The sequence below is a fragment of the Streptomyces sp. NPDC005070 genome (assembly GCF_053600395.1).
The window spans coordinates 15,491-37,842 of the sequence record NZ_JBSFZS010000067.1 but is presented as its reverse complement, the minus strand read 5'-3'; the positions used below and the strand labels follow the sequence as shown (position 1 = coordinate 37,842).

At 68.5% G+C, this 22,352-nt stretch carries 14 protein-coding genes; 5 read left to right on the top strand and 9 right to left on the bottom strand.

What is annotated here, in order from left to right; genetic code table 11:
* Positions 1-70 precede the first annotated feature (70 nt).
* The 4 genes from tuf to rpsL all read right to left on the bottom strand — a co-directional run bounded on the left by tuf (position 71) and on the right by rpsL (position 4,423).
* Positions 71-1,264 (bottom strand): elongation factor Tu, encoded by a 1,194-nt coding sequence (gene tuf, locus ACWEBX_RS22705; protein ID WP_261705315.1) that lies wholly within the window; start codon positions 1,262-1,264, stop codon positions 71-73.
* Positions 1,265-1,408: 144 nt separating this feature from the next.
* A complete protein-coding gene (gene fusA / locus ACWEBX_RS22700) occupies positions 1,409-3,538 on the bottom strand; it encodes an elongation factor G (RefSeq protein ID WP_451886641.1) in 2,130 nt (709 codons plus the stop codon).
* Between the two features lie 39 nt (positions 3,539-3,577).
* Positions 3,578-4,048 (bottom strand): 30S ribosomal protein S7, encoded by a 471-nt coding sequence (rpsG, locus tag ACWEBX_RS22695; protein WP_055517367.1) that lies wholly within the window; start codon positions 4,046-4,048, stop codon positions 3,578-3,580.
* 3 nt (positions 4,049-4,051) lie between these two features.
* On the bottom strand, positions 4,052-4,423 hold the full coding sequence (gene rpsL, locus ACWEBX_RS22690; RefSeq protein WP_003948652.1) for a 30S ribosomal protein S12: 372 nt from the start codon (positions 4,421-4,423) through the stop codon (positions 4,052-4,054).
* A gap of 432 nt (positions 4,424-4,855) precedes the next feature.
* Between rpsL and ACWEBX_RS22685 the strand changes: the two genes are divergently transcribed.
* The 5 genes from ACWEBX_RS22685 to ACWEBX_RS22665 all read left to right on the top strand — a co-directional run bounded on the left by ACWEBX_RS22685 (position 4,856) and on the right by ACWEBX_RS22665 (position 11,859).
* Positions 4,856-5,557: a Crp/Fnr family transcriptional regulator gene (locus ACWEBX_RS22685; RefSeq protein ID WP_451886640.1), complete on the top strand. Its 702-nt coding sequence runs from the start codon at positions 4,856-4,858 to the stop codon at positions 5,555-5,557.
* Positions 5,558-5,759: 202 nt separating this feature from the next.
* Positions 5,760-6,686 (top strand): hypothetical protein, encoded by a 927-nt coding sequence (locus ACWEBX_RS22680; RefSeq protein WP_451886639.1) that lies wholly within the window; start codon positions 5,760-5,762, stop codon positions 6,684-6,686.
* Complete coding sequence (locus ACWEBX_RS22675; protein WP_451886638.1) at positions 6,683-8,869, top strand: hypothetical protein; 2,187 nt, start codon at positions 6,683-6,685, stop codon at positions 8,867-8,869. Before ACWEBX_RS22680 ends, ACWEBX_RS22675 begins: the two co-directional genes overlap by 4 nt.
* A 3-nt stretch (positions 8,870-8,872) precedes the next feature.
* Positions 8,873-10,294, top strand: a complete 1,422-nt coding sequence (locus ACWEBX_RS22670; RefSeq protein WP_451886637.1) for a PE-PGRS family protein — start codon at positions 8,873-8,875, stop codon at positions 10,292-10,294.
* A gap of 83 nt (positions 10,295-10,377) precedes the next feature.
* Entirely contained in the window at positions 10,378-11,859 is a 1,482-nt protein-coding gene (locus tag ACWEBX_RS22665; RefSeq protein WP_451886636.1) for a M48 family metalloprotease, read from the top strand.
* Positions 11,860-11,937: 78 nt separating this feature from the next.
* Here ACWEBX_RS22665 and ACWEBX_RS22660 read toward each other — a convergent pair whose 3' ends face one another.
* The 5 genes from ACWEBX_RS22660 to ACWEBX_RS22640 all read right to left on the bottom strand — a co-directional run bounded on the left by ACWEBX_RS22660 (position 11,938) and on the right by ACWEBX_RS22640 (position 22,289).
* Entirely contained in the window at positions 11,938-15,837 is a 3,900-nt protein-coding gene (locus ACWEBX_RS22660) for a DNA-directed RNA polymerase subunit beta' (protein WP_385404789.1), read from the bottom strand.
* Between the two features lie 114 nt (positions 15,838-15,951).
* The gene (gene rpoB / locus ACWEBX_RS22655) at positions 15,952-19,437 is read right to left on the bottom strand and encodes a DNA-directed RNA polymerase subunit beta (protein ID WP_451886635.1); all 3,486 of its coding nucleotides are present in this window, start codon (positions 19,435-19,437) and stop codon (positions 15,952-15,954) included.
* Between the two features lie 638 nt (positions 19,438-20,075).
* Complete coding sequence (gene rplL / locus ACWEBX_RS22650; RefSeq protein ID WP_328449285.1) at positions 20,076-20,456, bottom strand: 50S ribosomal protein L7/L12; 381 nt, start codon at positions 20,454-20,456, stop codon at positions 20,076-20,078.
* Between the two features lie 109 nt (positions 20,457-20,565).
* Positions 20,566-21,096: a 50S ribosomal protein L10 gene (rplJ, locus tag ACWEBX_RS22645; protein ID WP_037627039.1), complete on the bottom strand. Its 531-nt coding sequence runs from the start codon at positions 21,094-21,096 to the stop codon at positions 20,566-20,568.
* A gap of 344 nt (positions 21,097-21,440) precedes the next feature.
* Positions 21,441-22,289 carry an LppX_LprAFG lipoprotein gene (locus ACWEBX_RS22640; RefSeq protein ID WP_451886634.1) on the bottom strand — a complete coding sequence of 283 codons (849 nt, stop codon included), beginning with the start codon at positions 22,287-22,289 and terminating at the stop codon, positions 21,441-21,443.
* Between the last annotated feature and the right edge of the window lie 63 nt (positions 22,290-22,352).

Sequence of the window (22,352 nt, the reverse complement as noted above, 5' to 3'; positions counted from 1 at the left end):
CCGTACGACCGAAGTCGCACGGGCCCTTTCTGGAGCTCTGGAAGGAGCTACCAGGTCATACGATCAACAATTACTTGTTGATCTTGATGACCTGGCCGGCGCCCACGGTCCGGCCACCCTCACGGATGGCGAACTTCAGGCCCTCTTCCATGGCGACGGGCTGGATGAGCGTAACGGTCATCTCAGTGTTGTCGCCCGGCATGACCATCTCCGTGCCCTCGGGGAGGGTCACAACACCGGTCACGTCAGTCGTACGGAAGTAGAACTGCGGACGGTAGTTGTTGAAGAACGGCGTGTGGCGGCCACCCTCGTCCTTGGACAGGATGTAGGCCTGGGCCTCGAACTCGGTGTGCGGCGTGACCGAACCGGGCTTGATGATGACCTGGCCGCGCTCGACGTCCTCGCGCTTGATGCCACGGAGGAGCAGACCGACGTTCTCGCCCGCCTGGCCCTCGTCGAGCAGCTTGCGGAACATCTCGATGCCGGTGACCGTGGTCGTGGTCTTGTCCTGCTTGATGCCGATGATGTCAACGGTCTCGTTGACCTTCAGGACACCACGCTCGATACGGCCGGTGACGACCGTACCGCGACCGGTGATCGTGAAGACGTCCTCGACGGGCATGAGGAACGGCTTCTCGGTGTCACGCGGCGGGGTCGGGATGGCCTCGTCGACGGCGGCCATGAGGTCCAGAACGGTCTGGCCCCACTCCTTGTCGCCCTCGAGCGCCTTGAGCGCCGAGACCTTGACGACCGGAAGGTCGTCGCCCGGGAACTCGTACTCGGAGAGGAGCTCACGGACCTCGAGCTCGACGAGCTCCAGGATCTCCTCGTCGTCCACCATGTCGGCCTTGTTCAGGGCGACGACGATGTACGGAACGCCGACCTGGCGGGCCAGGAGCACGTGCTCCTTGGTCTGCGGCATCGGGCCGTCGGTCGCGGCGACGACGAGGATGGCGCCGTCCATCTGCGCCGCACCCGTGATCATGTTCTTGATGTAGTCCGCGTGACCGGGGCAGTCGACGTGGGCGTAGTGACGGCCCTCCGTCTGGTACTCGACGTGCGCGATCGAGATCGTGATACCGCGCTGGCGCTCCTCAGGAGCCTTGTCGATCTGGTCGAAGGCCGAGGCCTCGTTCAGGTCCGGGTACGCGTCGTGCAGCACCTTGGTAATGGCGGCCGTGAGGGTCGTCTTACCGTGGTCGATGTGACCGATGGTGCCGATGTTGACGTGCGGCTTAGTCCGCTCGAACTTTGCCTTCGCCACTGGGGTCCTCCTGCGGAGTGGTTCTGGTACGCCTTACTCATCGGCGCCAGGTGATCTTTGCTGGGATGCCGCCCGCCGGGATTTTCCCTTACCGGTAAAACCCCGACGGTCGGTGTCAAGCCTAAGGCGTGCAAACGAGCTGTGTTACTCGCCCTTGGCCTTCGCGATGATCTCCTCGGCGACGTTCCGCGGAACCTCGGCGTAGGAGTCGAACTGCATCGAGTAGCTTGCGCGACCCGAGGTCTTGCTGCGGAGGTCGCCGACGTAGCCGAACATCTCCGAGAGGGGCACGAGGCCCTTCACGACGCGAGCGCCGCTGCGCTCCTCCATGGCCTGGATCTGGCCACGGCGGGAGTTGAGGTCGCCGATGACATCACCCATCGACTCCTCGGGCGTGGTGACCTCGACGGCCATCATCGGCTCAAGGAGCACGGGGGACGCCTTGCGCGCGGCCTCCTTGAAGGCCTGCGAACCGGCGATCTTGAACGCGAGCTCGGAGGAGTCGACCTCGTGATAGCCGCCGTCGAGAAGAATGACGCGAACGCCCGTCATCTCGTAGCCGGCCAGGATGCCGAACTGCATGGCCTCCTGCGCACCGGCGTCCACCGACGGGATGTACTCCCGCGGGATACGGCCACCGGTGACCTTGTTCACGAACTCGTACGCCGGACCGTCGGTCTCGGTGATGGGCTCGATCGCGATCTGCACCTTGGCGAACTGACCGGTACCACCGGTCTGCTTCTTGTGGGTGTAGTCGTGACGCTCGACGGTCTTGCGGATCGTCTCACGGTAGGCGACCTGCGGCTTACCGACGTTGGCTTCGACCCTGAACTCGCGCTTCATACGGTCGACCAGCACCTCGAGGTGCAGCTCGCCCATACCGCCGAGGATGGTCTGGCCCGTCTCCTCGTCCGAGTGAACGTGGAAGGAGGGGTCCTCCTCCGCGAGACGCTGGATGGCGACACCCAGCTTCTCCTGGTCACCCTTGGACTTGGGCTCGATGGCGACCTGGATGACCGGCGCCGGGAAGTCCATGGACTCCAGGATCACCGGGTTCTTGTCATCGCAGAGCGTCTCACCGGTCGTGGTCTGCTTCAGACCCATCACGGCGACGATGTCACCGGCGCCCACCGCCTCGATCTCCTCACGCTTGTTCGCGTGCATGCGGTAGATCTTGCCGATGCGCTCCTTCTTGCCCTTGACGGAGTTCAGCACCGCAGTGCCGGTCTCCAGGCGGCCCGAGTACACCCGGACGAAGGTGAGCTTGCCCAGGTGCGGGTCGCTCATGATCTTGAACGCGAGCGCGGACAGCGGCTCGTCGACCGACGGCTTGCGCTTGACCACGAGCTCCGCGTCCTTCACGTCGTGGCCCTCGATGGCCTCGACGTCAAGCGGAGTCGGGAGGTAGCGCACGACCGCGTCGAGCAGGGGCTGAACGCCCTTGTTCTTGAACGCGGTGCCACAGAACACCGGGGTGACCGTGACGCCCTCGGACTTGCCGGACGCGATGGTGACGCGACGGACCGCGGCGTACAGCTGCTCCGCGGTGGGCTCCTGGCCCTCCAGGAACAGCTCCATGATCTCGTCGTCGTGCTCCGCGACGGTCTCGACGAGCTGACCGCGGTACAGCTCGGCGGCCTCGGCGTGCGTGGCCGGGATGTCGACGACGTCGTACATCTCGCCCTTGGCCGCCTCGGCGGACCACACGAGCGCCTTCATGCGGACCAGGTCCACAACGCCCTTGAAGTCCAGCTCGGCACCGATGGGGAGCTGCATGATGATCGGAACGGCACCGAGCCGGTCCTTGATCATGTCCACACAGCGGTGGAACTCGGCGCCGGTACGGTCCAGCTTGTTCACGAAGCAGATGCGCGGCACGCCGTAACGGTCGGCCTGACGCCACACCGTCTCGGACTGCGGCTCGACACCGGCGACACCGTCGAACACCGTGACAGCACCGTCGAGGACGCGCAGCGAGCGCTCCACCTCGACCGTGAAGTCGACGTGCCCCGGGGTGTCGATGATGTTGATCGTGTAGTCGTCGTCCTCGAGCGGCCAGTGACAGGTGGTGGCAGCAGAGGTGATCGTGATGCCACGCTCCTGCTCCTGCTCCATCCAGTCCATGGTGGCGGCGCCGTCGTGGACTTCACCGATCTTGTAGCTGACGCCGGTGTAGAAGAGGATCCGCTCAGTGGTGGTCGTCTTGCCCGCGTCGATGTGGGCCATGATCCCGATGTTGCGGACCCTGGCCAGGTCAAGTGAAGTGGTAGCCATAAGGCTTCGGTCTTCTCTCGGTCTCGATGTGGGTAGCGACTACCAGCGGTAGTGCGCGAAGGCCTTGTTGGACTCGGCCATCTTGTGGGTGTCCTCGCGCTTCTTCACAGCGGCACCAAGGCCGTTGGAGGCGTCGAGAAGTTCGTTGAGCAGACGCTCGGTCATGGTCTTCTCGCGGCGGGCGCGGGAGTAACCGACGAGCCAGCGCAGCGCGAGCGTGCTGGCGCGACCGGGCTTGACCTCGATCGGCACCTGGTACGTCGCACCGCCGACGCGGCGGGACTTGACTTCGAGGGTCGGCTTGATGTTCTCAAGCGCGCGCTTCAGCGTGATGACCGGGTCGTTGCCCGTCTTCTCACGCAGACCCTCCATGGCGCCGTAAACGATGCGCTCGGCGGTGGAGCGCTTGCCGTTCATCAGCACCTTGTTGATGAGGGAGGTCACCAGAGGGGAACCGTAGACCGGGTCGATGATGACCGGGCGCTTCGGGGCGGGGCCCTTACGAGGCATTTTCTACTTCTCCTTCTTGGCGCCGTAGCGGCTGCGGGCCTGCTTGCGGTTCTTGACACCCTGGGTGTCCAGGGAACCTCGGATGATCTTGTAGCGAACACCCGGCAGGTCCTTCACACGGCCGCCGCGCACGAGCACGATGGAGTGCTCCTGCAGGTTGTGTCCCTCACCCGGGATGTAAGCGGTGACTTCGATCCCGCTGGTCAGACGCACACGCGCGACCTTGCGCAGGGCCGAGTTCGGCTTCTTCGGGGTGGTCGTGAACACACGCGTGCAGACGCCACGACGCTGGGGCGAACCCTCGAGTGCGGGCGTCTTGTTCTTCTCGACCTTGTCCTGCCGGCCCTTCCGGACCAGCTGCTGGATCGTAGGCACTACTTCTCCGGTTTCTGTGTGCCGAATGGTGAAGCTAACCTGGAACGCCACCGACCCACGCGGTCGGGTGTGTCGAATACTGCGGACCCCTCTCCGCAAGGCGGAAAGGGCGCAGATTGCGGTGGCCGCTTACGGCTCCCCTTGCGGTCTGAAGGCACGCACGGGAGCCAGGGCACACCCCAGGCACAAGGTATGAGCCTACCTACCTCACGGACTCCGGTCAAAACAAATGCCGTGGTGCCCGACACGCCGGACTTCTCCCGATCCATTCTCGGGGCACTTCACACTTGGCGCAGCTTGTCACCGGTTCCGCGATGAAAGTCCCCGATTCGGTTCGCACCGCACACACTGGGTGAGTACGTTGACCCGTTGCCGCGCACCGGTCACTGTGCGTCGGCCACGGGGGCCGATCGGGGGACGGGGGATGGACTCATGGCGGCTGCACCCTTACCCGGGGACGAGAGCCTGGACGACCGGGTGCCGTTCCTGGCACGCCTGGAGAGCGAGGACCGCTCCGCACTGCTGTCTCTCGGACACGAGCTGTCCTTCACACCCCGGACGGTGCTCCTGCGCCAGAGCGAGCCCTCCTCGCACGTGCTGATCGTGACGCACGGCTGGACGAAGGTGACGGCCGCCGCCGCCAACGGCTACGAGGCGCTGCTCGCACTGCGCGGCCCCGGCGACATCGTCGGGGAGTCCGCCGCGCTCACCGGCCGGCCGCGCTCCGCGACGGTGACGGCCCTGGAACCGGTCCGCACGGTCGCGCTCGTACGCGAACAGTTCCGGGACTTCCTCGCCGGCTCCCCCGCGGTCTCCTTCGCCCTCCTCGGTCTCACCTCCGACCGCACCCGGGCCGCCGACCGCCGCCGTCTGGAGTTCGCCTCCATGAGCGTCCGCGAGCGCTTCGCGGCGCTCCTGCTCGACCTGGCCCGCACGAACGGCCACCGCACCGAGGGGGGCATCGAACTCTCCGTCCCGCTGAGCAAACAGGAGCTCGCGGGCTCGGTGGGGGCCTCCCGGGAGATGGTCCAGCGCCTGCTGAAGGAACTCCGGGAGCGGGAAGCGGTGCTGACGGGCCGGCGGACGCTGGTGATCCTGCGCATGGACGTCCTGCGGAGGATCGCCCGGCGATGAACCGTCCGACCGTGCCGGGACGCGCCGACGGCCCCTCCCCCTGCGGACCGCCCGGCGCCGTACCCCCGGCAGCCGGGACTCCCGTGACCACGGGCCACTTCTGTGCACACGGTCACACTTCGAGTGGGACATCCGTCCTCACACCCGTCCCACCGGTGACGCCACGCTGCTTGCCAGGCGAGGCCCCCACCGAAAGGCGACCATGACCGACCCCGTGAGCCGGACGATCCTCCTGCTGGACATCGAGAAGTACAGCGACCGGGACGACGTGGAGCAGGCCTACCTGCGCCGGATGCTGTACGACATCACGGACCGCGCGCTGGAGAGCGCCGGCATCGACGAGCGGCTGCGCCTGCGGGCGGACCGCGGCGACTCGGTGATGGAGCTGATCGACGCCAACGCCTCCGTCACGGCACTGCTGCGCACCCTGCTCACCGAGGTGCCCGACCTGCTCCGCGCGGTCAACCGGACAGCGTCCAGCTCGGCCCAGATCCGGCTGCGCGGTGTCGTGGCCACCGGATACGTCGCCGTCGACGAGCACGACGGCTGGGTCGGCTCCGACCTCAACCACGCCTGCCGGCTCCTCGACGCCGCACTGCTGCGCGCCGCCCTGCGGGAGCGGCCGGACGACTTCGCGCTGTGCGTCTCCGAGGGCGTGCACGCCGGGATCGTGCGCCACGACCACCCGGGCGTCCCGGCGCAGGACTTCCGCGCGGTGACGGTGGACAGCAAGAACGGACCCCTGCGGGCCTGGCTGCACGGCCCGGTCCCGTACGGGGCGGACGGCCACAGTGAAAGAGGGGGAGCCCCGGCGCCGGACTGCTCGGGGGAGAGCCCGGCGCCGGGGGCGGACACCTCCGTACCCCGGGCGGAACCGGCGACAGCGGAACCGGCGGCGACGACGGAACCGGCAGCCGAGCCCCCGCGCCCCGAGCAACCCCTTCAGCCCCCGCAGCCCGAGCAGCACCCCGCCCGGCCCGCCGCGCCGCCCGGCAACGTCGTCTTCAACTTCGGCGGCGGCTCCCCCAGCTTCGGCGGAAGCCTCGTCGCGGGGGACCAGCACGGGGTGTCCGGCGGGCAGGTCACCGGGGACGTCCACCTGGGCCGGAGCGGGGGTGAGCCCGCGTGACCGTGCCCTCGCCCACGAACCGGGGCGGCCTCGACGACGTACCACCGCCGGACCCGCCGTGGACACCGGGGCCGCACCCGGACCCCGAGGCGGACCCCGACGCGGGCGAACCCGAGGAGGACACCCAGGAGGCCCGGGCCGCACAGCGCGAACTCGTCGCGCACACACCGGGATTCATCTTCAGCGAGGCCGCGGCCTTCGGCGGCAGCCTGGTCGCCGGGGCCCAGCACGGGGTGTCGGCGGGCGGCTCGGCCCGTGACGTGTTCCTGGGCGGCAAGACGGAGATCCACCATCACGGGACGGCCGCCGCGTCGCAGGCGTACGCCTCCGGCGAGATCCCCCGGCAGGGGCTCGACGCGCTCGCCTCGGTCTTCGTCGAGAGCCCCGCCTTCGCCGCCGCCCTGGCCCGGCTGCGCGACGAGCGCGTCCTCGTCCTCGCCGGCGCCCACTCCACCGGCCGCTACGCCGCCGCGCTCATGCTCCTGCACCGCCTCGGCGTGCCCGCCGTGCACGCGCTGTCCGCCGAGACCGGCCCGGCGACCCTGGCCGGGCAGCTCACCGCGCCCGGCGGCCACGTCCTGCGCGACCTGCCGCTGAGCCGCAACCGCCCGCTGCGCGACACCCACCTGTACGCGGTCCGCGACCGGCTCGCGAAGACCGGCGGGTATCTGGTCGTGACCCTGGAGAAGTCCCCGTTCCTGCTGGGCGTCACCCCGTCCGTCTGGGAACCTCCGGAGGCGGCCGCGGTACTGCGCGCCCACCTGGCCGACCTGCGGAAAGAGCCCGGAGACAGCACCGGCCTGCTCGGCCTCGGCCCCGTCCGCGACTTCCTCGCGCGCGGCGCCCACCGGCCCGCCGAGGTGGCCCGGTTCGCCGTCGAGGTCGCCCGCTACGACGGCGGCGAGGAGGCGGCGGCCCGCCTCGCCGACTTCGGGCACGCGGCCGTCGAGCAGCAGTGCCGGGAATGGCTCAGCGACCCCGAGGCCACCCTGCGCGACAAGGCGTTCCTCATCTCGCTCGCCGTCTTCGACCAGGCGCCCTACGTGCTCGCCGCCGAACTCGCCGACAAGCTGTACGTGCACTTCCAGCGGCTCCAGCATCCCGGGCGGCCGCCGGAGATCCCGGTGTTCGGACTCGCCGCCGAAACCCGGCTGGAGCGGGCACGGGCCGAGGGCGAGTTACGCGACGAGGAGACGGACTGGGGGCCGGTGCCGCAGTTCACGGCCCGCTTCAAGAAGGAGAACACCCCGCGGGTGCTGCTCGGCGAGGTCTGGACGGGCCATCCGTCGGCCCGGCCCGCGCTCGTCGCCTGGCTGAAGGAGCTGGCCCGCGACAGCCGTCCGGTCGTCCGTACCCGGGCCGCCGCGGCCGCCGCGCTGCTGGCCCGCGCCGACCTGCCCTCGGCGATGGCGCTGCTGATCGACGGCTGGGCGGTGTCCAAGGCCTTCGGCCCCCGGGTCACCGCCGCGAACACCCTCACCCTCGCCCAGCTCCTCGACGCCCCCGTCGTCCTGCGCCTGCTCACCCAGTGGTGCACGGACCCCCACTGGGCCCGCCGCTGGACCGCGATCCGCGCCTTCGGCCTGCTCACCCCGCTGCGCCCCGACCTCGCCGGCCCGGCGCTCAGCGCCCTCGCCGCCCGAGCCCGCGCCGGCGGCAGCAGCAGGACCGAGTCGAACAACCTGGTCGACTCGACGGCCCTGCTGCTGTCCGTGGGCGGGCGCCGCGGCGAGATGCTCTCCGAACTGGTGCGCCTGCTCCACCACGACACCGCCTCGGTCCGGGCGCTCGCGCTGGCCGCGTTCGTGCGCTCCTGCGACAACGCGGAGGAGGGCGCGCTCGTCGAGTGGTACGCCGACACCGGCATGTACGAGATGGACTCGGCCCGCGACCTCGCCACCCTCTGGCGGACCGCGCTCGGCGACCGGGGGCACACCCGTGGCGCCCTGACCGCCCTGCGCACCTGGGTACGGCTGGCCGAGCGCCGCGCGGACGTCGCGCAGGCCCTGGAGCTGCTGCTGCCCGCGCTGATCGCCACGGCGGACGACCGCAAGCGGCTGAGCCACGAACTGGCCGGCCTGCCCGCCCAGGACGGCGGCGCGCGCTCACCCGTGGCCGAGCGGCTGCTCGGCCTTCTGATCCCCTCCACCCCAGATCCATCGAGAGATCCATCGAGGAGTTGACCCATGGCGGAGTTCCGCCGTCAGCCGGAGTGGCAGCAGGACGCCAACCGGCACACCACGCTCATCGACCCGGTGCTCACCGTGCGGCCCATAGCGCGCTTCGACTACACCGTCCGCCGAGCGGTCACCGCGATCGACCACGCGCTGGTGTTCGTCACCGCGAAGGGCACGTACGACGTCTACACACCGCCGCACCGGCCGAGCCGCTCGGACGCGGCCACCCGCCGCTACACCTCCGTCTACGAGGTGGACATGGGCAGCCACCCCGTCCAGCTCGCCGTGGAGATGCCGAGCGACGACGACGCGTTCTCCTTCGGCGCCACGGCCGACCTGACCTGGCGCGTCGCGGACCCGATCGCGTACGTGGCGAGCGGTGAGCGTGACGTGCCGACCCGGCTCACCCGCGAACTGCACCAGCTCGCGCGACCGGTGAGCCGGGCCTTCTCCATCGAGGACAGCCCGGCCGCCGAGCGCGCGGTGCAGCGGGCCGTGGACGAGGGCGGTTTCGCCGCGGGCATCGGGCTGGCCGTGACCTGTGCCGTACGGCTGCGGCTGGACGACGAGGCCATCACGCACCGGCGACGGCAGCGGAGCCTGCGCTACGAGTCCGACATGCTCGACCCCGAGCACGAGTACCGGCTCCGGGCGGCCCGGCAGCAGCACGAGCTGGAGATGCTCCGCCAGCAGCAGGACCACCATCTGATCGCCGAGAAGATCAGCTTCTACCAGTACCACCTCCAGCACGGAGGCGTCGCGGCCTGGGCCGTGCATCTGTCCCAGCACCCCGAGGACACCAAGATGGTCGTCGGGTCCATCCAGAAGGACCAGTTGTCCATCATCAGGGGGCAGCTCCAGGTCCTCGCCGGGGACAGTCTGGAGGACTTCCAGAAGGCCGACTCGGCTCGCTCGACCCTGCGGGCCGTCGACGAGCTGATCCAGCAGCAGACGCCTCCGGCGCCGCGGGACGGCCAGGGGGCACTCCCCGCCGGGGCGACGCCGGGACAGCCTCAGACACCGCCCCAGCCGCCGTATCCGGGCCAGTCCCCGCACCCCGGCCCGTCGCCCCAGCCCCCGTACGCGGGACAGCCGCCGTACGGCGAGCACGCTCCGTACGCCGGCGGCCCGCCCCCGTACACCGGACAGCCCCAGACCCCTTACGCGGGAGGCCTGCCGCCCTACGCCGGACAGCCTCCGTACACCGGCGGCACGGCCGGACAGCCGCCGTACACGGCCCAGCCTCCGTACGCGGGCGGCCCGCCGCCGTACGCCGGGGGGCTCGACGGCCAGGCCGCGTACGAACCGCCCGCCGCGGCGCCCTACGCCACCGCGGGACCGGCGCCGGCCGTACCTCCCCTGCCCGGCCGCCCCGACGACCCGCGAGCAGCCGTGCCGTCGGACGCCGCTCCGGACGACCGGCCCGCCTGACCACACCCGCAGAGGCGCCGTCGGCCGCGCCGCCCACCGGCCGGCGTCCCCGCACAGCCACCAGCCACACCGAAGGAGCCGTCATGTCCCAGCCCCCAGACCCGGCCCACGAGCCCCCGTACCCAGGGACCCCGTATCCAGGAACCCCGTACCCGGGAACCCCGTACCAGGGCGCCGCGACCTCCCCACCGGAGTACCCGGTGGCCTCCGCTCCCCCGCCGCAGTACCCCGGCGGACCGGCACCCCAGTACCCGGGCACGGGCACGGGCACGACGACAGGGCACCCCCCTCGGTACCCGGGAGCCCCCGGCCCGGGCGGACCGGGCCCGCAGTACCCGGGAGCGGCGGCCGGAAGCCCGGCACCACCCCGGTACCCGGGGGCAGGAGCCGGGAGCCAGGCACACCAGTACCCCGGAGGCGGAGGCCCCGCGCCTCAGTACCCGGGCAGTCCCTACCCCGGAGCCCCCGGCCCCGGCGGACCGGCCCCGCAGTACCCGGGAGCGGCGGCCGGAAGCCCGGCACCTCCCCAGTACCCCGGGAGCCCGGGGGCCGACCCGCGGTTCGCGGGGGCGCAGCCGCAGCCGTTCGTCCCGCGGCAGGCCGTCGCGCCCGACGATCTCGACTACCGCCATGAGGGCTCACGCGTCCACCTGGCGAGCCATCGTCGCGGCGCCGACGCCACCGCCATCGGACAGCTCGCCACCCAGATCCCCGGGGCCCTGGTGAGCCTCGCCGTGGTGTCGGCCCTCTCGCTGGGGATCTTCGGCACGGTCGTCGGCTGGCTGGTCATCGTGGCCTGGGTGGCCTCCGGAGCCCTCGTCTTCCACCGGCCCACCGAGCTCCGCTTCGCCCGGCACGTGCTCAAACTGCGGGCGCCGCTGGCCGAGGAACGCGCCCGGCTGGAGCCGATCTGGCGCGAGGTCACCGCCCGGGCCGGCATCGAGGCGAACACCTACGAGCTGATGGTGGAGAACAGCGACGACCTGAACGCGGTCGCGGTGGCCGGCCACGTCGTCGGCGTCACCACCTACTCCCTCAACCGGATCCCCAGCAGCAACCTCGCCGCCGTACTCGCCCATGAGCTCGGCCACCACACCGGCGGCCACGCCTGGGCCGGACTCCTCGGCTACTGGTACTCGCTGCCCGGCCGGCTCGCCTGGGCCTTCACCCGCGGGATGGCCCGGATCGCGCTCGCCGTCGCCGGGGTCTTCTCCGCGGCCGCGACCGGGCTGCTGATCCTCTTCATGGGGATGTTCGTCGTCGCCGGGTTCCTCGTCGCCTGGTACATCACCATCCCCCTCGTCGTCGCGCCCTACCTCCTCGCCTGGGCCGGCCGCCTCGGCGAACTGCGCGCCGACCAGCAGTCCGCCGCCCTCGGCTTCGCGCCCGAGATGGCCGAGGTCCTGCACCACTTCCAGGCCGAGGAGGACGCGGCGAAGGCGGCCGCCGTGAGTCAGGGCAAGAAGCTCCACGAGCCCAGCGGCCTCGCCAGGCTGCTGTCCACCCACCCCGACAACGACACCCGGCTGCGTGCCCTGGAGCCGTACCTCCAGCTCCCGCGCTGAGACCGGGAACGCCGAAGGGCGGTCACCCCCAACGGGGATGACCGCCCTTCGTACTAGCTAGCGCCTACCGGCAGCCGCTCACTGGTTGTACGGACCGTAGTCGTAGTCCTCCAGCGGGACGGCCTGGCCGGAGCCCGTGCCGAACGGCGAGTAGTCGATGTCGTCGTAGCCGACGGCCGAGTACATCGCGGCCTTGGCCTCCTCGGTCGGCTCGACCCGGATGTTGCGGTAGCGGGACAGACCCGTACCGGCCGGGATGAGCTTACCGATGATGACGTTCTCCTTGAGGCCGATGAGGCTGTCGGACTTGGCGTTGATCGCCGCGTCCGTCAGAACTCGGGTCGTCTCCTGGAAGGAGGCGGCCGACAGCCAGGACTCCGTCGCCAGCGAGGCCTTGGTGATACCCATCAGCTGCGGACGGCCGGAGGCGGGGTGACCGCCCTCGGTGACCACACGACGGTTCTCGGTCTCGAACTTCGAGCGCTCGACCAGCTCGCCGGGCAGCAGCTCCGCGTCGCCCGACTCGATGATCGTCACACGGCGCAGCATCTGCCGGATGATGATCTCGATGTGCTTGTCGTGGATCGACACACCCTGCGAGTTGTAGACCTTCTGGACCTCGCCGACCAGGTGGACCTGGACGGCACGCTGACCCAGGATGCGCAGCACGTCGTGCGGGTTGGTGGCACCCACGGTGAGCTTCTGGCCCACCTCGACGTGCTCGCCCTCGGACACCAGGAGACGGGCGCGCTTCGAGATCGGGAACGCCGTCTCGTCGCTGCCGTCGTCCGGGGTGACGACGAGCTTCTTGGTCTTCTCGGTCTCCTCGATCCGCACGCGGCCGGAGGCCTCGGAGATCGGGGCGACACCCTTCGGCGTACGAGCCTCGAAGAGCTCGACGACACGGGGCAGACCCTGGGTGATGTCGTCACCGGCCACACCACCGGTGTGGAAGGTACGCATCGTGAGCTGGGTACCGGGCTCACCGATGGACTGGGCGGCGATGATGCCGACCGCCTCACCGATGTCGACCAGCTTGCCGGTGGCCAGCGAGCGGCCGTAGCACATGGCGCAGGTGCCGACGGCGGACTCACAGGTCAGGACCGAGCGGGTCTTGACCTCCTCGATGCCGTGCTTGACGAGCTCGTCGATGAGGACGTCGCCGAGGTCGGTGTTGGCCGGGGCCAGCACCTTGCCGTCGACGGTGATGTCCTCGGCCAGCGCACGTGCGTACACGCTGGTCTCGACGTTCTCCGTCTTGCGCAGCACGCCGTCCTCGCCGCGCTCGGCGATGGCCAGACGCAGACCACGGTCGGTGCCGCAGTCCTCCTCGCGGATGATGACGTCCTGCGAGACGTCCACCAGACGACGGGTGAGGTAACCCGAGTCGGCGGTACGCAGGGCGGTGTCGGCCAGACCCTTACGGGCACCGTGGGTGGAGATGAAGTACTCCAGCACGGACAGACCTTCACGGAAGGACGCCTTGATGGGACGCGGGATCGTCTCGTTCTTGGCGTTCGACACCAGACCACGCATACCGGCGATCTGACGCATCTGCATCATGTTGCCTCGGGCGCCCGAGTTCACCATCATCGAGACCGGGTTGGTCTTCGGGAAGTTCGCGTTCATCGCCTCGGCGACCTCGTTGGTCGCCTTGGTCCAGATCGCGATGAGCTCCTGCGTGCGCTCTTCCTTGGTGATCAGACCGCGCTCGTACTGCTTCTGGACCTTCTCGTCCAGGTCCTCGTAGCCCTTGACGATCGCGCGCTTCGCATCCGGAACGACGATGTCGGAGATGGCCACGGTGACGCCGGAACGGGTCGCCCAGAAGAAGCCCGACGCCTTCAGGTTGTCGAGCGTCGCCGCCACGATGACCTTGGGGTACCGCTCGGCGAGGTCGTTGACGATCTCGGAGAGCTGCTTCTTGCCGACCTCGTAGTCGACGAACGGGTAGTCCTCGGGCAGCAGCTCGTTGAAGAGCGCGCGGCCCAGGGTCGTCCGCAGGCGGAAGGTGTCACCCTGCTGCCACTCCGGCTCGCCCTCCTCCTGCGCCGGCGGGGTCCAGCCGCGCGGCGGGATGGTGCCCACCGGGAAGCGGATGTCCACCTGCGACTGGAGCGAGAGCTCGCCGGCGTCGAACGCCATGATCGCCTCGGCCACGGAAGCGAAGGAGCGGTCCTCGCCCTTCACGTTCCGCAGGTCGCCGTCGGTGGTCAGGAAGAACAGACCGAGGACCATGTCCTGGGTCGGCATCGTGACCGGGCGGCCGTCGGCCGGCTTGAGGATGTTGTTCGAGGACAGCATCAGGATGCGGGCCTCGGCCTGCGCCTCCGCGGAGAGCGGCAGGTGCACGGCCATCTGGTCACCGTCGAAGTCCGCGTTGAACGCGGTGCAGACGAGCGGGTGGATCTGGATGGCCTTGCCCTCGACCAGCTGCGGCTCGAAGGCCTGGATGCCGAGGCGGTGCAGCGTGGGCGCACGGTTCAGCAGAACCGGGTGCTCGGCGATGACCTCTTCGAGAACGTCGTACACGACCGTGCGGCCGCGCTCGACCATCCGCTTGGCGCTCTTGATGTTCTGCGCGTGGTTCAGGTCGACCAGTCGCTTCATCACGAACGGCTTGAAGAGCTCCAGCGCCATGGCCTTCGGCAGACCGCACTGGTGCAGCTTCAGCTGCGGACCGACGACGATCACGGAACGCGCGGAGTAGTCCACACGCTTGCCGAGCAGGTTCTGACGGAATCGACCCTGCTTGCCCTTGAGCATGTCGGACAGCGACTTCAGCGGACGGTTGCCGGGGCCCGTCACCGGGCGGCCACGACGGCCGTTGTCGAAGAGCGCGTCGACGGCCTCCTGGAGCATGCGCTTCTCGTTGTTCACGATGATCTCGGGCGCGCCGAGGTCGAGAAGCCGCTTCAGACGGTTGTTGCGGTTGATCACACGGCGGTACAGGTCGTTCAGGTCGGAGGTCGCGAAGCGGCCACCGTCGAGCTGCACCATCGGGCGAAGGTCCGGCGGGATGACCGGCACGCAGTCGAGCACCATGCCCTTGGGGCTGTTGCTGGTCTGCAGGAACGCGGAGACGACCTTGAGGCGCTTGAGCGCACGGGTCTTCTTCTGGCCCTTGCCGGTGCGGATGATCTCGCGGAGGCGCTCGGCCTCCTCGTCCAGGTCGAAGGACTCGAGGCGCTTCTGCAGCGCCGCGGCACCCATCGAACCGTCGAAGTACGTGCCGAAGCGGTCACGCAGCTCGCGGTAGAGGAGCTCGTCGCCCTCCAGGTCCTGGACCTTGAGGTTCTTGAAGCGGGTCCACACCTCGTCGAGACGGTCGATCTCGCGCTGCGCACGGTCACGGAGCTGCTTCATCTCACGCTCGGCACCCTCGCGCACCTTGCGGCGCACGTCGGCCTTGGCGCCCTCGGCCTCCAGCTCGGCCAGGTCGGTCTCGAGCTTCTTGGCGCGGGCCTCGAGGTCGGCGTCGCGACGGTTCTCGACCTGCTGGCGCTCGACGGAGACGTGGGCCTCCAGCGAGGGCAGGTCGCGGGTGCGGCGCTCCTCGTCGACGTACGTGATCATGTACGCGGCGAAGTAGATGACCTTCTCGAGGTCCTTCGGGGCGAGGTCGAGCAGGTAGCCAAGACGCGACGGAACGCCCTTGAAGTACCAGATGTGGGTGACGGGAGCGGCCAGCTCGATGTGGCCCATCCGCTCACGACGCACCTTGGCGCGAGTGACCTCGACGCCACAGCGCTCACAGATGATGCCCTTGAAGCGGACACGCTTGTACTTGCCGCAGTAGCACTCCCAGTCCCGGGTCGGACCGAAGATCTTCTCGCAGAAGAGTCCGTCCTTTTCGGGCTTGAGGGTGCGGTAGTTGATGGTCTCAGGCTTCTTGACCTCGCCATGGCTCCACTGACGGATGTCGTCAGCGGTGGCCAGACCGATCCGGAGCTCATCGAAGAAGTTGACGTCGAGCACTATGCGTCAATCCCTCTCAGGGTTGTAAGTCTTAGGGGTCTGATACGGGGGTCCTGGGGCCGGCGGGCCTTGATCACCTTTTCCACAGGTGTCCAAGGCCCGGCCGGACTCCCGTCAGACCTCTTCGACGCTGCTCGGCTCGCGCCGGGACAGGTCGATGCCGAGCTCCTCCGCCGCGCGGAAGACGTCCTCGTCGGTGTCGCGCATCTCGATGGACATGCCGTCCGAGGACAGCACCTCCACGTTGAGGCACAGGGACTGCATCTCCTTGATGAGCACCTTGAAGGACTCGGGGATGCCGGGCTCGGGGATGTTCTCGCCCTTGACGATGGCCTCGTAGACCTTCACGCGGCCGGTCACGTCGTCGGACTTGATCGTCAGCAGCTCCTGGAGGGCGTAAGCGGCGCCGTACGCCTCCAGCGCCCACACCTCCATCTCACCGAAGCGCTGGCCACCGAACTGAGCCTTACCACCCAGCGGCTGCTGGGTGATCATCGAGTACGGACCGGTCGAGCGGGCGTGCAGCTTGTCGTCGACCAGGTGGTGCAGCTTGAGGATGTACATGTACCCGATCGAGACCGGGTCCGGGAACGGCTCGCCGGAGCGGCCGTCGAACAGCCTCGCCTTGCCGGACGGGAGGACCAGGCGGTCGCCGTCGCGGTTGGGCAGGGTGTGCTCGAAGAGACCCGCGAGCTCGTCCTCACGCGCACCGTCGAAGACGGGGGTGGCGACGTTGGTGCCCGGGGCGACCTGGTCGGCGCCGATGGACTGCAGGCGCTGTGCCCAGTCGTCCGCGAGACCGGAGACGTCCCAGCCGCGGCTGGCGAGCCAGCCGAGGTGGATCTCCAGGACCTGTCCCGGGTTCATTCGGGACGGGACACCGAGCGGGTTGAGGATGATGTCGACCGGGGTGCCGTCCTCCAGGAACGGCATGTCCTCGATCGGCAGGATCTTCGAGATGACACCCTTGTTGCCGTGACGGCCGGCGAGCTTGTCACCGTCCGTGATCTTGCGCTTCTGCGCCACGTAGACACGAACCAGCTGGTTCACGCCCGGCGGCAGCTCGTCGCCCTCTTCGCGGTCGAAGACGCGGACACCGATGACCTTGCCGATCTCGCCGTGCGGGACCTTCAGGGAGGTGTCACGGACCTCACGGGCCTTCTCACCGAAGATCGCGCGCAGCAGGCGCTCCTCCGGCGTCAGCTCGGTCTCACCCTTGGGCGTGACCTTGCCGACGAGGATGTCGCCGGCGACGACCTCGGCACCGATACGGATGATGCCGCGCTCGTCGAGGTCGGCGAGGACCTCCTCGGAGACGTTCGGGATGTCCCGGGTGATCTCCTCGGGGCCGAGCTTGGTGTCACGGGCGTCGACCTCGTGCTCCTCGATGTGGATCGAGGAGAGGACGTCGTCCTGCACGAGGCGCTGCGACAGGATGATCGCGTCCTCGTAGTTGTGACCCTCCCACGGCATGAACGCGACGAGCAGGTTCTTGCCCAGCGCCATCTCGCCGTCCTCGGTCGCGGGACCGTCGGCCAGGACCTGGCCCTCGATCACGCGGGCGCCCTCGTCCACGACAACCTTCTGGTTGACGGAGGTGCCCTGGTTCGACCGGGAGAACTTGTGCAGGCGGTACGTGGTGTACGTGCCGTCGTCGTTGGCGGTGGTGATGTAGTCCGCGGAGACCTCCTGGACCACACCGTCCTTCTCCGACTTCAGGACGTCACCGGCGTCGACCGCGCAGCGGTACTCCATGCCGGTGCCGACCAGCGGCGCCTCGGACTTGATGAGCGGAACGGCCTGACGCATCATGTTCGCGCCCATGAGGGCACGGTTGGCGTCATCGTGCTCCAGGAACGGGATCATCGCGGTCGCGACCGACACCATCTGGCGCGGGGAGACGTCCATGTAGTCGACGTCCTCACCGGGGACGTAGTCGACCTCTCCGCCACGACGGCGGACCAGGACGCGGGACTCCTCGAAGCGGAACTCGTCCGTCAGCGGCGCGTTGGCCTGCGCGATGACGAATCGGTCCTCTTCGTCGGCCGTGAGGTAGTCGACCTCGTCGGTGACGACACCGTCGGTGACCCGGCGGTAGGGCGTCTCGACGAAACCGAACGCGTTCACGCGGCCGTAGGAGGCGAGCGAGCCGATCAGGCCGATGTTCGGGCCTTCAGGGGTCTCGATCGGGCACATGCGGCCGTAGTGCGACGGGTGCACGTCACGGACCTCGAAGCCGGCCCGCTCACGGGAGAGACCACCCGGGCCAAGAGCCGACAGACGGCGCTTGTGGGTGAGACCCGACAGCGGGTTGTTCTGGTCCATGAACTGCGACAGCTGGCTGGTGCCGAAGAACTCCTTGATGGAGGCGACGACCGGCCGGATGTTGATCAGGGTCTGCGGCGTGATCGCCTCGACGTCCTGAGTCGTCATGCGCTCGCGGACGACGCGCTCCATACGAGCCAGACCCGTGCGGACCTGGTTCTGGATGAGCTCGCCGACGTTGCGCAGACGACGGTTGCCGAAGTGGTCGATGTCGTCGGTCTCGACGACGATCGAGGTGCCGTTGTCACCAACGGTCTCGGTCTCACCGGCGTGCAGCTTCACCAGGTACTTGATCGACGAGATGATGTCCTCGACGGTCAGGATCCCGGCGTCGAGCGGCGCGGTTCCGGCCAGCTTCTTGTTGACCTTGTACCGGCCGACCTTGGCGAGGTCGTAGCGCTTCGGGTTGAAGTAGAGGTTCTCCAGAAGCGTCTGCGCGGCCTCACGGGTCGGCGGCTCGCCAGGACGCAGCTTGCGGTAGATGTCGAGCAGCGCGTCGTCCTGGCCCTGGGTGTGGTCCTTCTCCAGGGTGGCGCGCATCGACTCGTACTCGCCGAACTCCTCGAGGATCTGCTCGGTGGTCCAACCGAGAGCCTTCAGGAGCACGGTGACGGACTGCTTGCGCTTGCGGTCGATGCGGACACCGACCATGTCGCGCTTGTCGATCTCCATCTCCAGCCAGGCACCCCGGGACGGGATGACCTTGGTCGAGAAGATGTCCTTGTCGGACGTCTTGTCGATGGAGGAGTCGAAGTAGACACCCGGCGAGCGGACCAGCTGCGACACGACGACACGCTCGGTGCCGTTGATGACGAAGGTGCCCTTGTTGGTCATGAGCGGGAAGTCGCCCATGAAGACCGTCTGGGACTTGATCTCGCCGGTCTCGTTGTTGGTGAACTCGGCGGTGACGAAGAGCGGGGCCGCGTACGTGAAGTCGCGGTCCTTGCACTCGTCGATGGAGTTCTTCGGGGGCTCGAAGCGGTGGTCGCGGAACGTCAGGGACATCGACCCACTGAAGTCCTCGATCGGGGAGATCTCCTCGAAGATCTCCTCCAGACCGGACTTGGTGGGGACGTCCTGTCCGCTGTCCAGAGCCGCCTCGACACGAGCCTTCCACGCGTCGTTGCCGAGCAGCCAGTCGAAGCTCTCGGTTTGCAGCGCAAGAAGGTTCGGAACCTCGAGGGGCTCCTTGATCTTTGCAAAGGAGATGCGCAGCGGGGCGGTGCTGGCGCCGTTGTTCGTATTCGCGGTCAAGGCAGTGCGCGAGGCGGCCAAGAGGGGGTCCTTCCGAGGGCTCGGACTCACTACGCGCGTACCGGTCCCATGTCGGACAAAGCCTCGGACCGTTCCCGATCCGGCCGGACAACGGCCAGGTCAGAGATGGTCCAACAGTCGATGTTCAAACACGGGCATGCCCCTGGTGACGGGCAGGAGGCAGCTAACAGGCAGCGCAAAGGGTCAGTGTAGCCACTAGGCCCACTGATGTCCAGTCCCGGTTTCTTGAGACTCCCACTGTTCTCAACACCTGGAGCAAGCCACGCCCTCAATGCACATCGATACTGCCCTCTTCGTCAGCGATCCATGCCTCGGATACGGATCGTTGTGACGACGCGTCCTGAGAATTGCGCGCTGCGTGCCGTTCGTCAAGGCCCCCCATGCCCAAAGCAAGTGCCGCGATCGTCACGTACGGCCCGCCTTGCAACCCGCCCCTCTGCCTGTCACAGGTGGTCGGAGGCACAACGAAGATCACCATACTCGTCGCGACCCGCAGCGCAAGGCTGCCGCTTCAGGGACCCCCTGGAACGCCGAAGAGCGACCACCCAGTTGGGTGATCGCTCTTCGGTGCGTCAGCGTTACAGCGCTACGAGAGCGGCTGTGACAGCTTCACAGGAGTCCTCGGGGGACTCGTCGAGTTACTTGACCTCGACGGAGGCGCCGGCGCCCTTGAGGGACTCGGCAGCCTTCTCGGCGGCCTCCTTGGCGACCTTCTCGAGGACGGGCTTCGGAGCGCCGTCGACGAGGTCCTTGGCCTCCTTCAGGCCCAGCGAGGTGAGCTCACGCACGACCTTGATGACCTGGATCTTCTTCTCGCCGGCACCCGTGAGGATGACGTCGAACTCGTCCTGCTCCTCGACGGCCTCGACGGCAGCGGGGCCGGCCGGACCGGCAACGGCGACCGCGGCGGCGGCGGTGACGTCGAACTTCTCCTCGAAGGCCTTCACGAACTCGGCGAGCTCGATGAGGGTGAGGTTCTCGAACTGCGCGAGCAGCTCTTCCTGGGACAGCTTCGCCATGATGGCGTCCTTCCACTAATTCGGCAGGTGCCGGATGTACTGGTGAGGCGGGCGTACGTTCGGCCCGCTACGACCGTCGCCTCAGGCGGCGGTCAATGCGCGAGCCGAATTACTCGGCACCGCCCTGCTCGGCCTGCTTGACACGAAGCGCCTCCGCGGTGCGGACGAACTTCGAGGGCAGGGCCTGGAAGAGGCGAGCAGTCTGCGTCTGCTTGCCCTTGAAGGCACCCGCCAGCTTGGCGAGCAGAACCTCGCGGGACTCGAGGTCCGCAAGCTTCTTGATCTCGTCGGCGGACAGCGCCTTGCCGTCAAGGACACCGCCCTTGATGACGAGGTTGGGGTTGTCCTTGGCAAAGTCACGAAGACCCTTCGCCGACGTCACCGGGTCACCGGAGATGAAGGCGACCGCCGTCGGACCGTTGAACAGGTCGTCGAGCGTCGAGATCCCGGCCTCGTTGGCCGCAATCTTGGTCAGCGTGTTCTTCACCACGGCGTACTGGGCGTCTTCACCGAGCGAACGGCGCAGCGTCTTGAGCTGCGCCACGGTGAGACCCCGGTACTCGGTCAGCACGGCGGCGTTCGAGCTGCGGAACTGGTCCGCGAGCTCGGCTACCGCGGCAGCCTTGTCGGGCCTTGCCATAGAGCGTCGGCCTCCTTCCGGGTGATGAGGACCGCTCAGAAGGGGCCGACACAACAAAAACGCCCCGGCGCAGGCGCACGGGGCGTAGCTCGACCGGATTACTCCACACGCTGAGCGTGCGAACTCCGGGAACACATCCACAAACACCTGCGCGGGTCGTCCGCAGTGCGGATCCTTCGGTCACCCCGTCCTCTTGCGAGCACGTGGCAACGACCAGCGGTCTTTGGCTTCTCGAGGAGAGTACGTGAAGGGGACGCCGTCAAGCAAATCCGGCCGAACGGCCCGGCCGCCGGCCGCGTCTCGCGGCCGTCACCGGCCGCGTCCGGCTGACCCGGCGGCGCGGATCAGCCCTCCTGGGCGCCCTTCATCATCTCGGCGAGGTCGACGGTGTCCTTGGCTGGCGGAGCGGTCACGGTCACGGGCTTGTTGTAGTCCAGGAAGGTGATGGTCATGTCGAGCGGACCCTTGTCGGCGGTCCCCCGCATGCGGAACTGCTTGGTGTGGTCGTCGCCGTCGATCCACATGTCCATCGTGATCGCGTCGATGCCCATCTTGGTGTACTGGTCGAGGGCCTTCTCCCGCTTCTCACGCGTGGCCTTGTCCTGGCTCTTGAGCGACTTGCGGAACGCGTCCAGGGGGATCGTCCCCTTGTAGTGCGTGGTCTTCACGCCCTCGACGGTCTCGGTCCCGACCTTCTTCACGTCCTTGGAGCCGGTGAGGAGGGTGGACTCGGCGGCGGGGTTCTTGTCGGCCTGTCCGCCGCCGAGCTGGCCCGCGTTCAGCTCCTTGTCCGCGCCCAGGGCGGACATGTCGAACTTGATCCAGCTCTTGCCGTCCATCTCCTTGGCGGCCTGGGCGCCCCCGCCGATGTACATCGCGTTGTTCACGAGGCGGATCTCGACCGGGCCGTCGGTGGCCTGGTCCTCGGCGGTCATCTTCATGCTCATGGCCAGCGGCTTCACGCTCATCGCCGCCTCACCGCTGACGCGGCCCTCTCCCGGAACCTTGCCGGTCATCCGGTAGTGGAACGAGGTGATGTCGTCGGTCTTCTTCGCCGCCTTCGCCACGGCCGCGGCGGGCGTCAGCGCGGGGGACTCCTCCGCGCCACCCTTCGAACAGCCCACCGCTCCCCCGCCGAGGACCAGCGCCGCGAGGGCCGCGCCGGTCGCCCGGCGCCCTGCCGAAGTGCTCACAGAAAGCTTCAAGGTTCCCCCCAAGGAACAGATGCACGATTCACAGATTCGGCGCGAGCGTAG

Coding starts and splice junctions, on each gene's coding strand:
- fusA (WP_451886641.1), bottom strand. CDS start 3,538: ATGGCTACCACTTCACTTGACCTGGCCAGGGTCCGCAACATCGGGATC.
- rpsG (WP_055517367.1), bottom strand. CDS start 4,048: ATGCCTCGTAAGGGCCCCGCCCCGAAGCGCCCGGTCATCATCGACCCG.
- ACWEBX_RS22685 (WP_451886640.1), top strand. CDS start 4,856: ATGGCGGCTGCACCCTTACCCGGGGACGAGAGCCTGGACGACCGGGTG.
- ACWEBX_RS22680 (WP_451886639.1), top strand. CDS start 5,760: ATGACCGACCCCGTGAGCCGGACGATCCTCCTGCTGGACATCGAGAAG.
- ACWEBX_RS22670 (WP_451886637.1), top strand. CDS start 8,873: ATGGCGGAGTTCCGCCGTCAGCCGGAGTGGCAGCAGGACGCCAACCGG.
- ACWEBX_RS22665 (WP_451886636.1), top strand. CDS start 10,378: ATGTCCCAGCCCCCAGACCCGGCCCACGAGCCCCCGTACCCAGGGACC.
- rplL (WP_328449285.1), bottom strand. CDS start 20,456: ATGGCGAAGCTGTCCCAGGAAGAGCTGCTCGCGCAGTTCGAGAACCTC.
- rplJ (WP_037627039.1), bottom strand. CDS start 21,096: ATGGCAAGGCCCGACAAGGCTGCCGCGGTAGCCGAGCTCGCGGACCAG.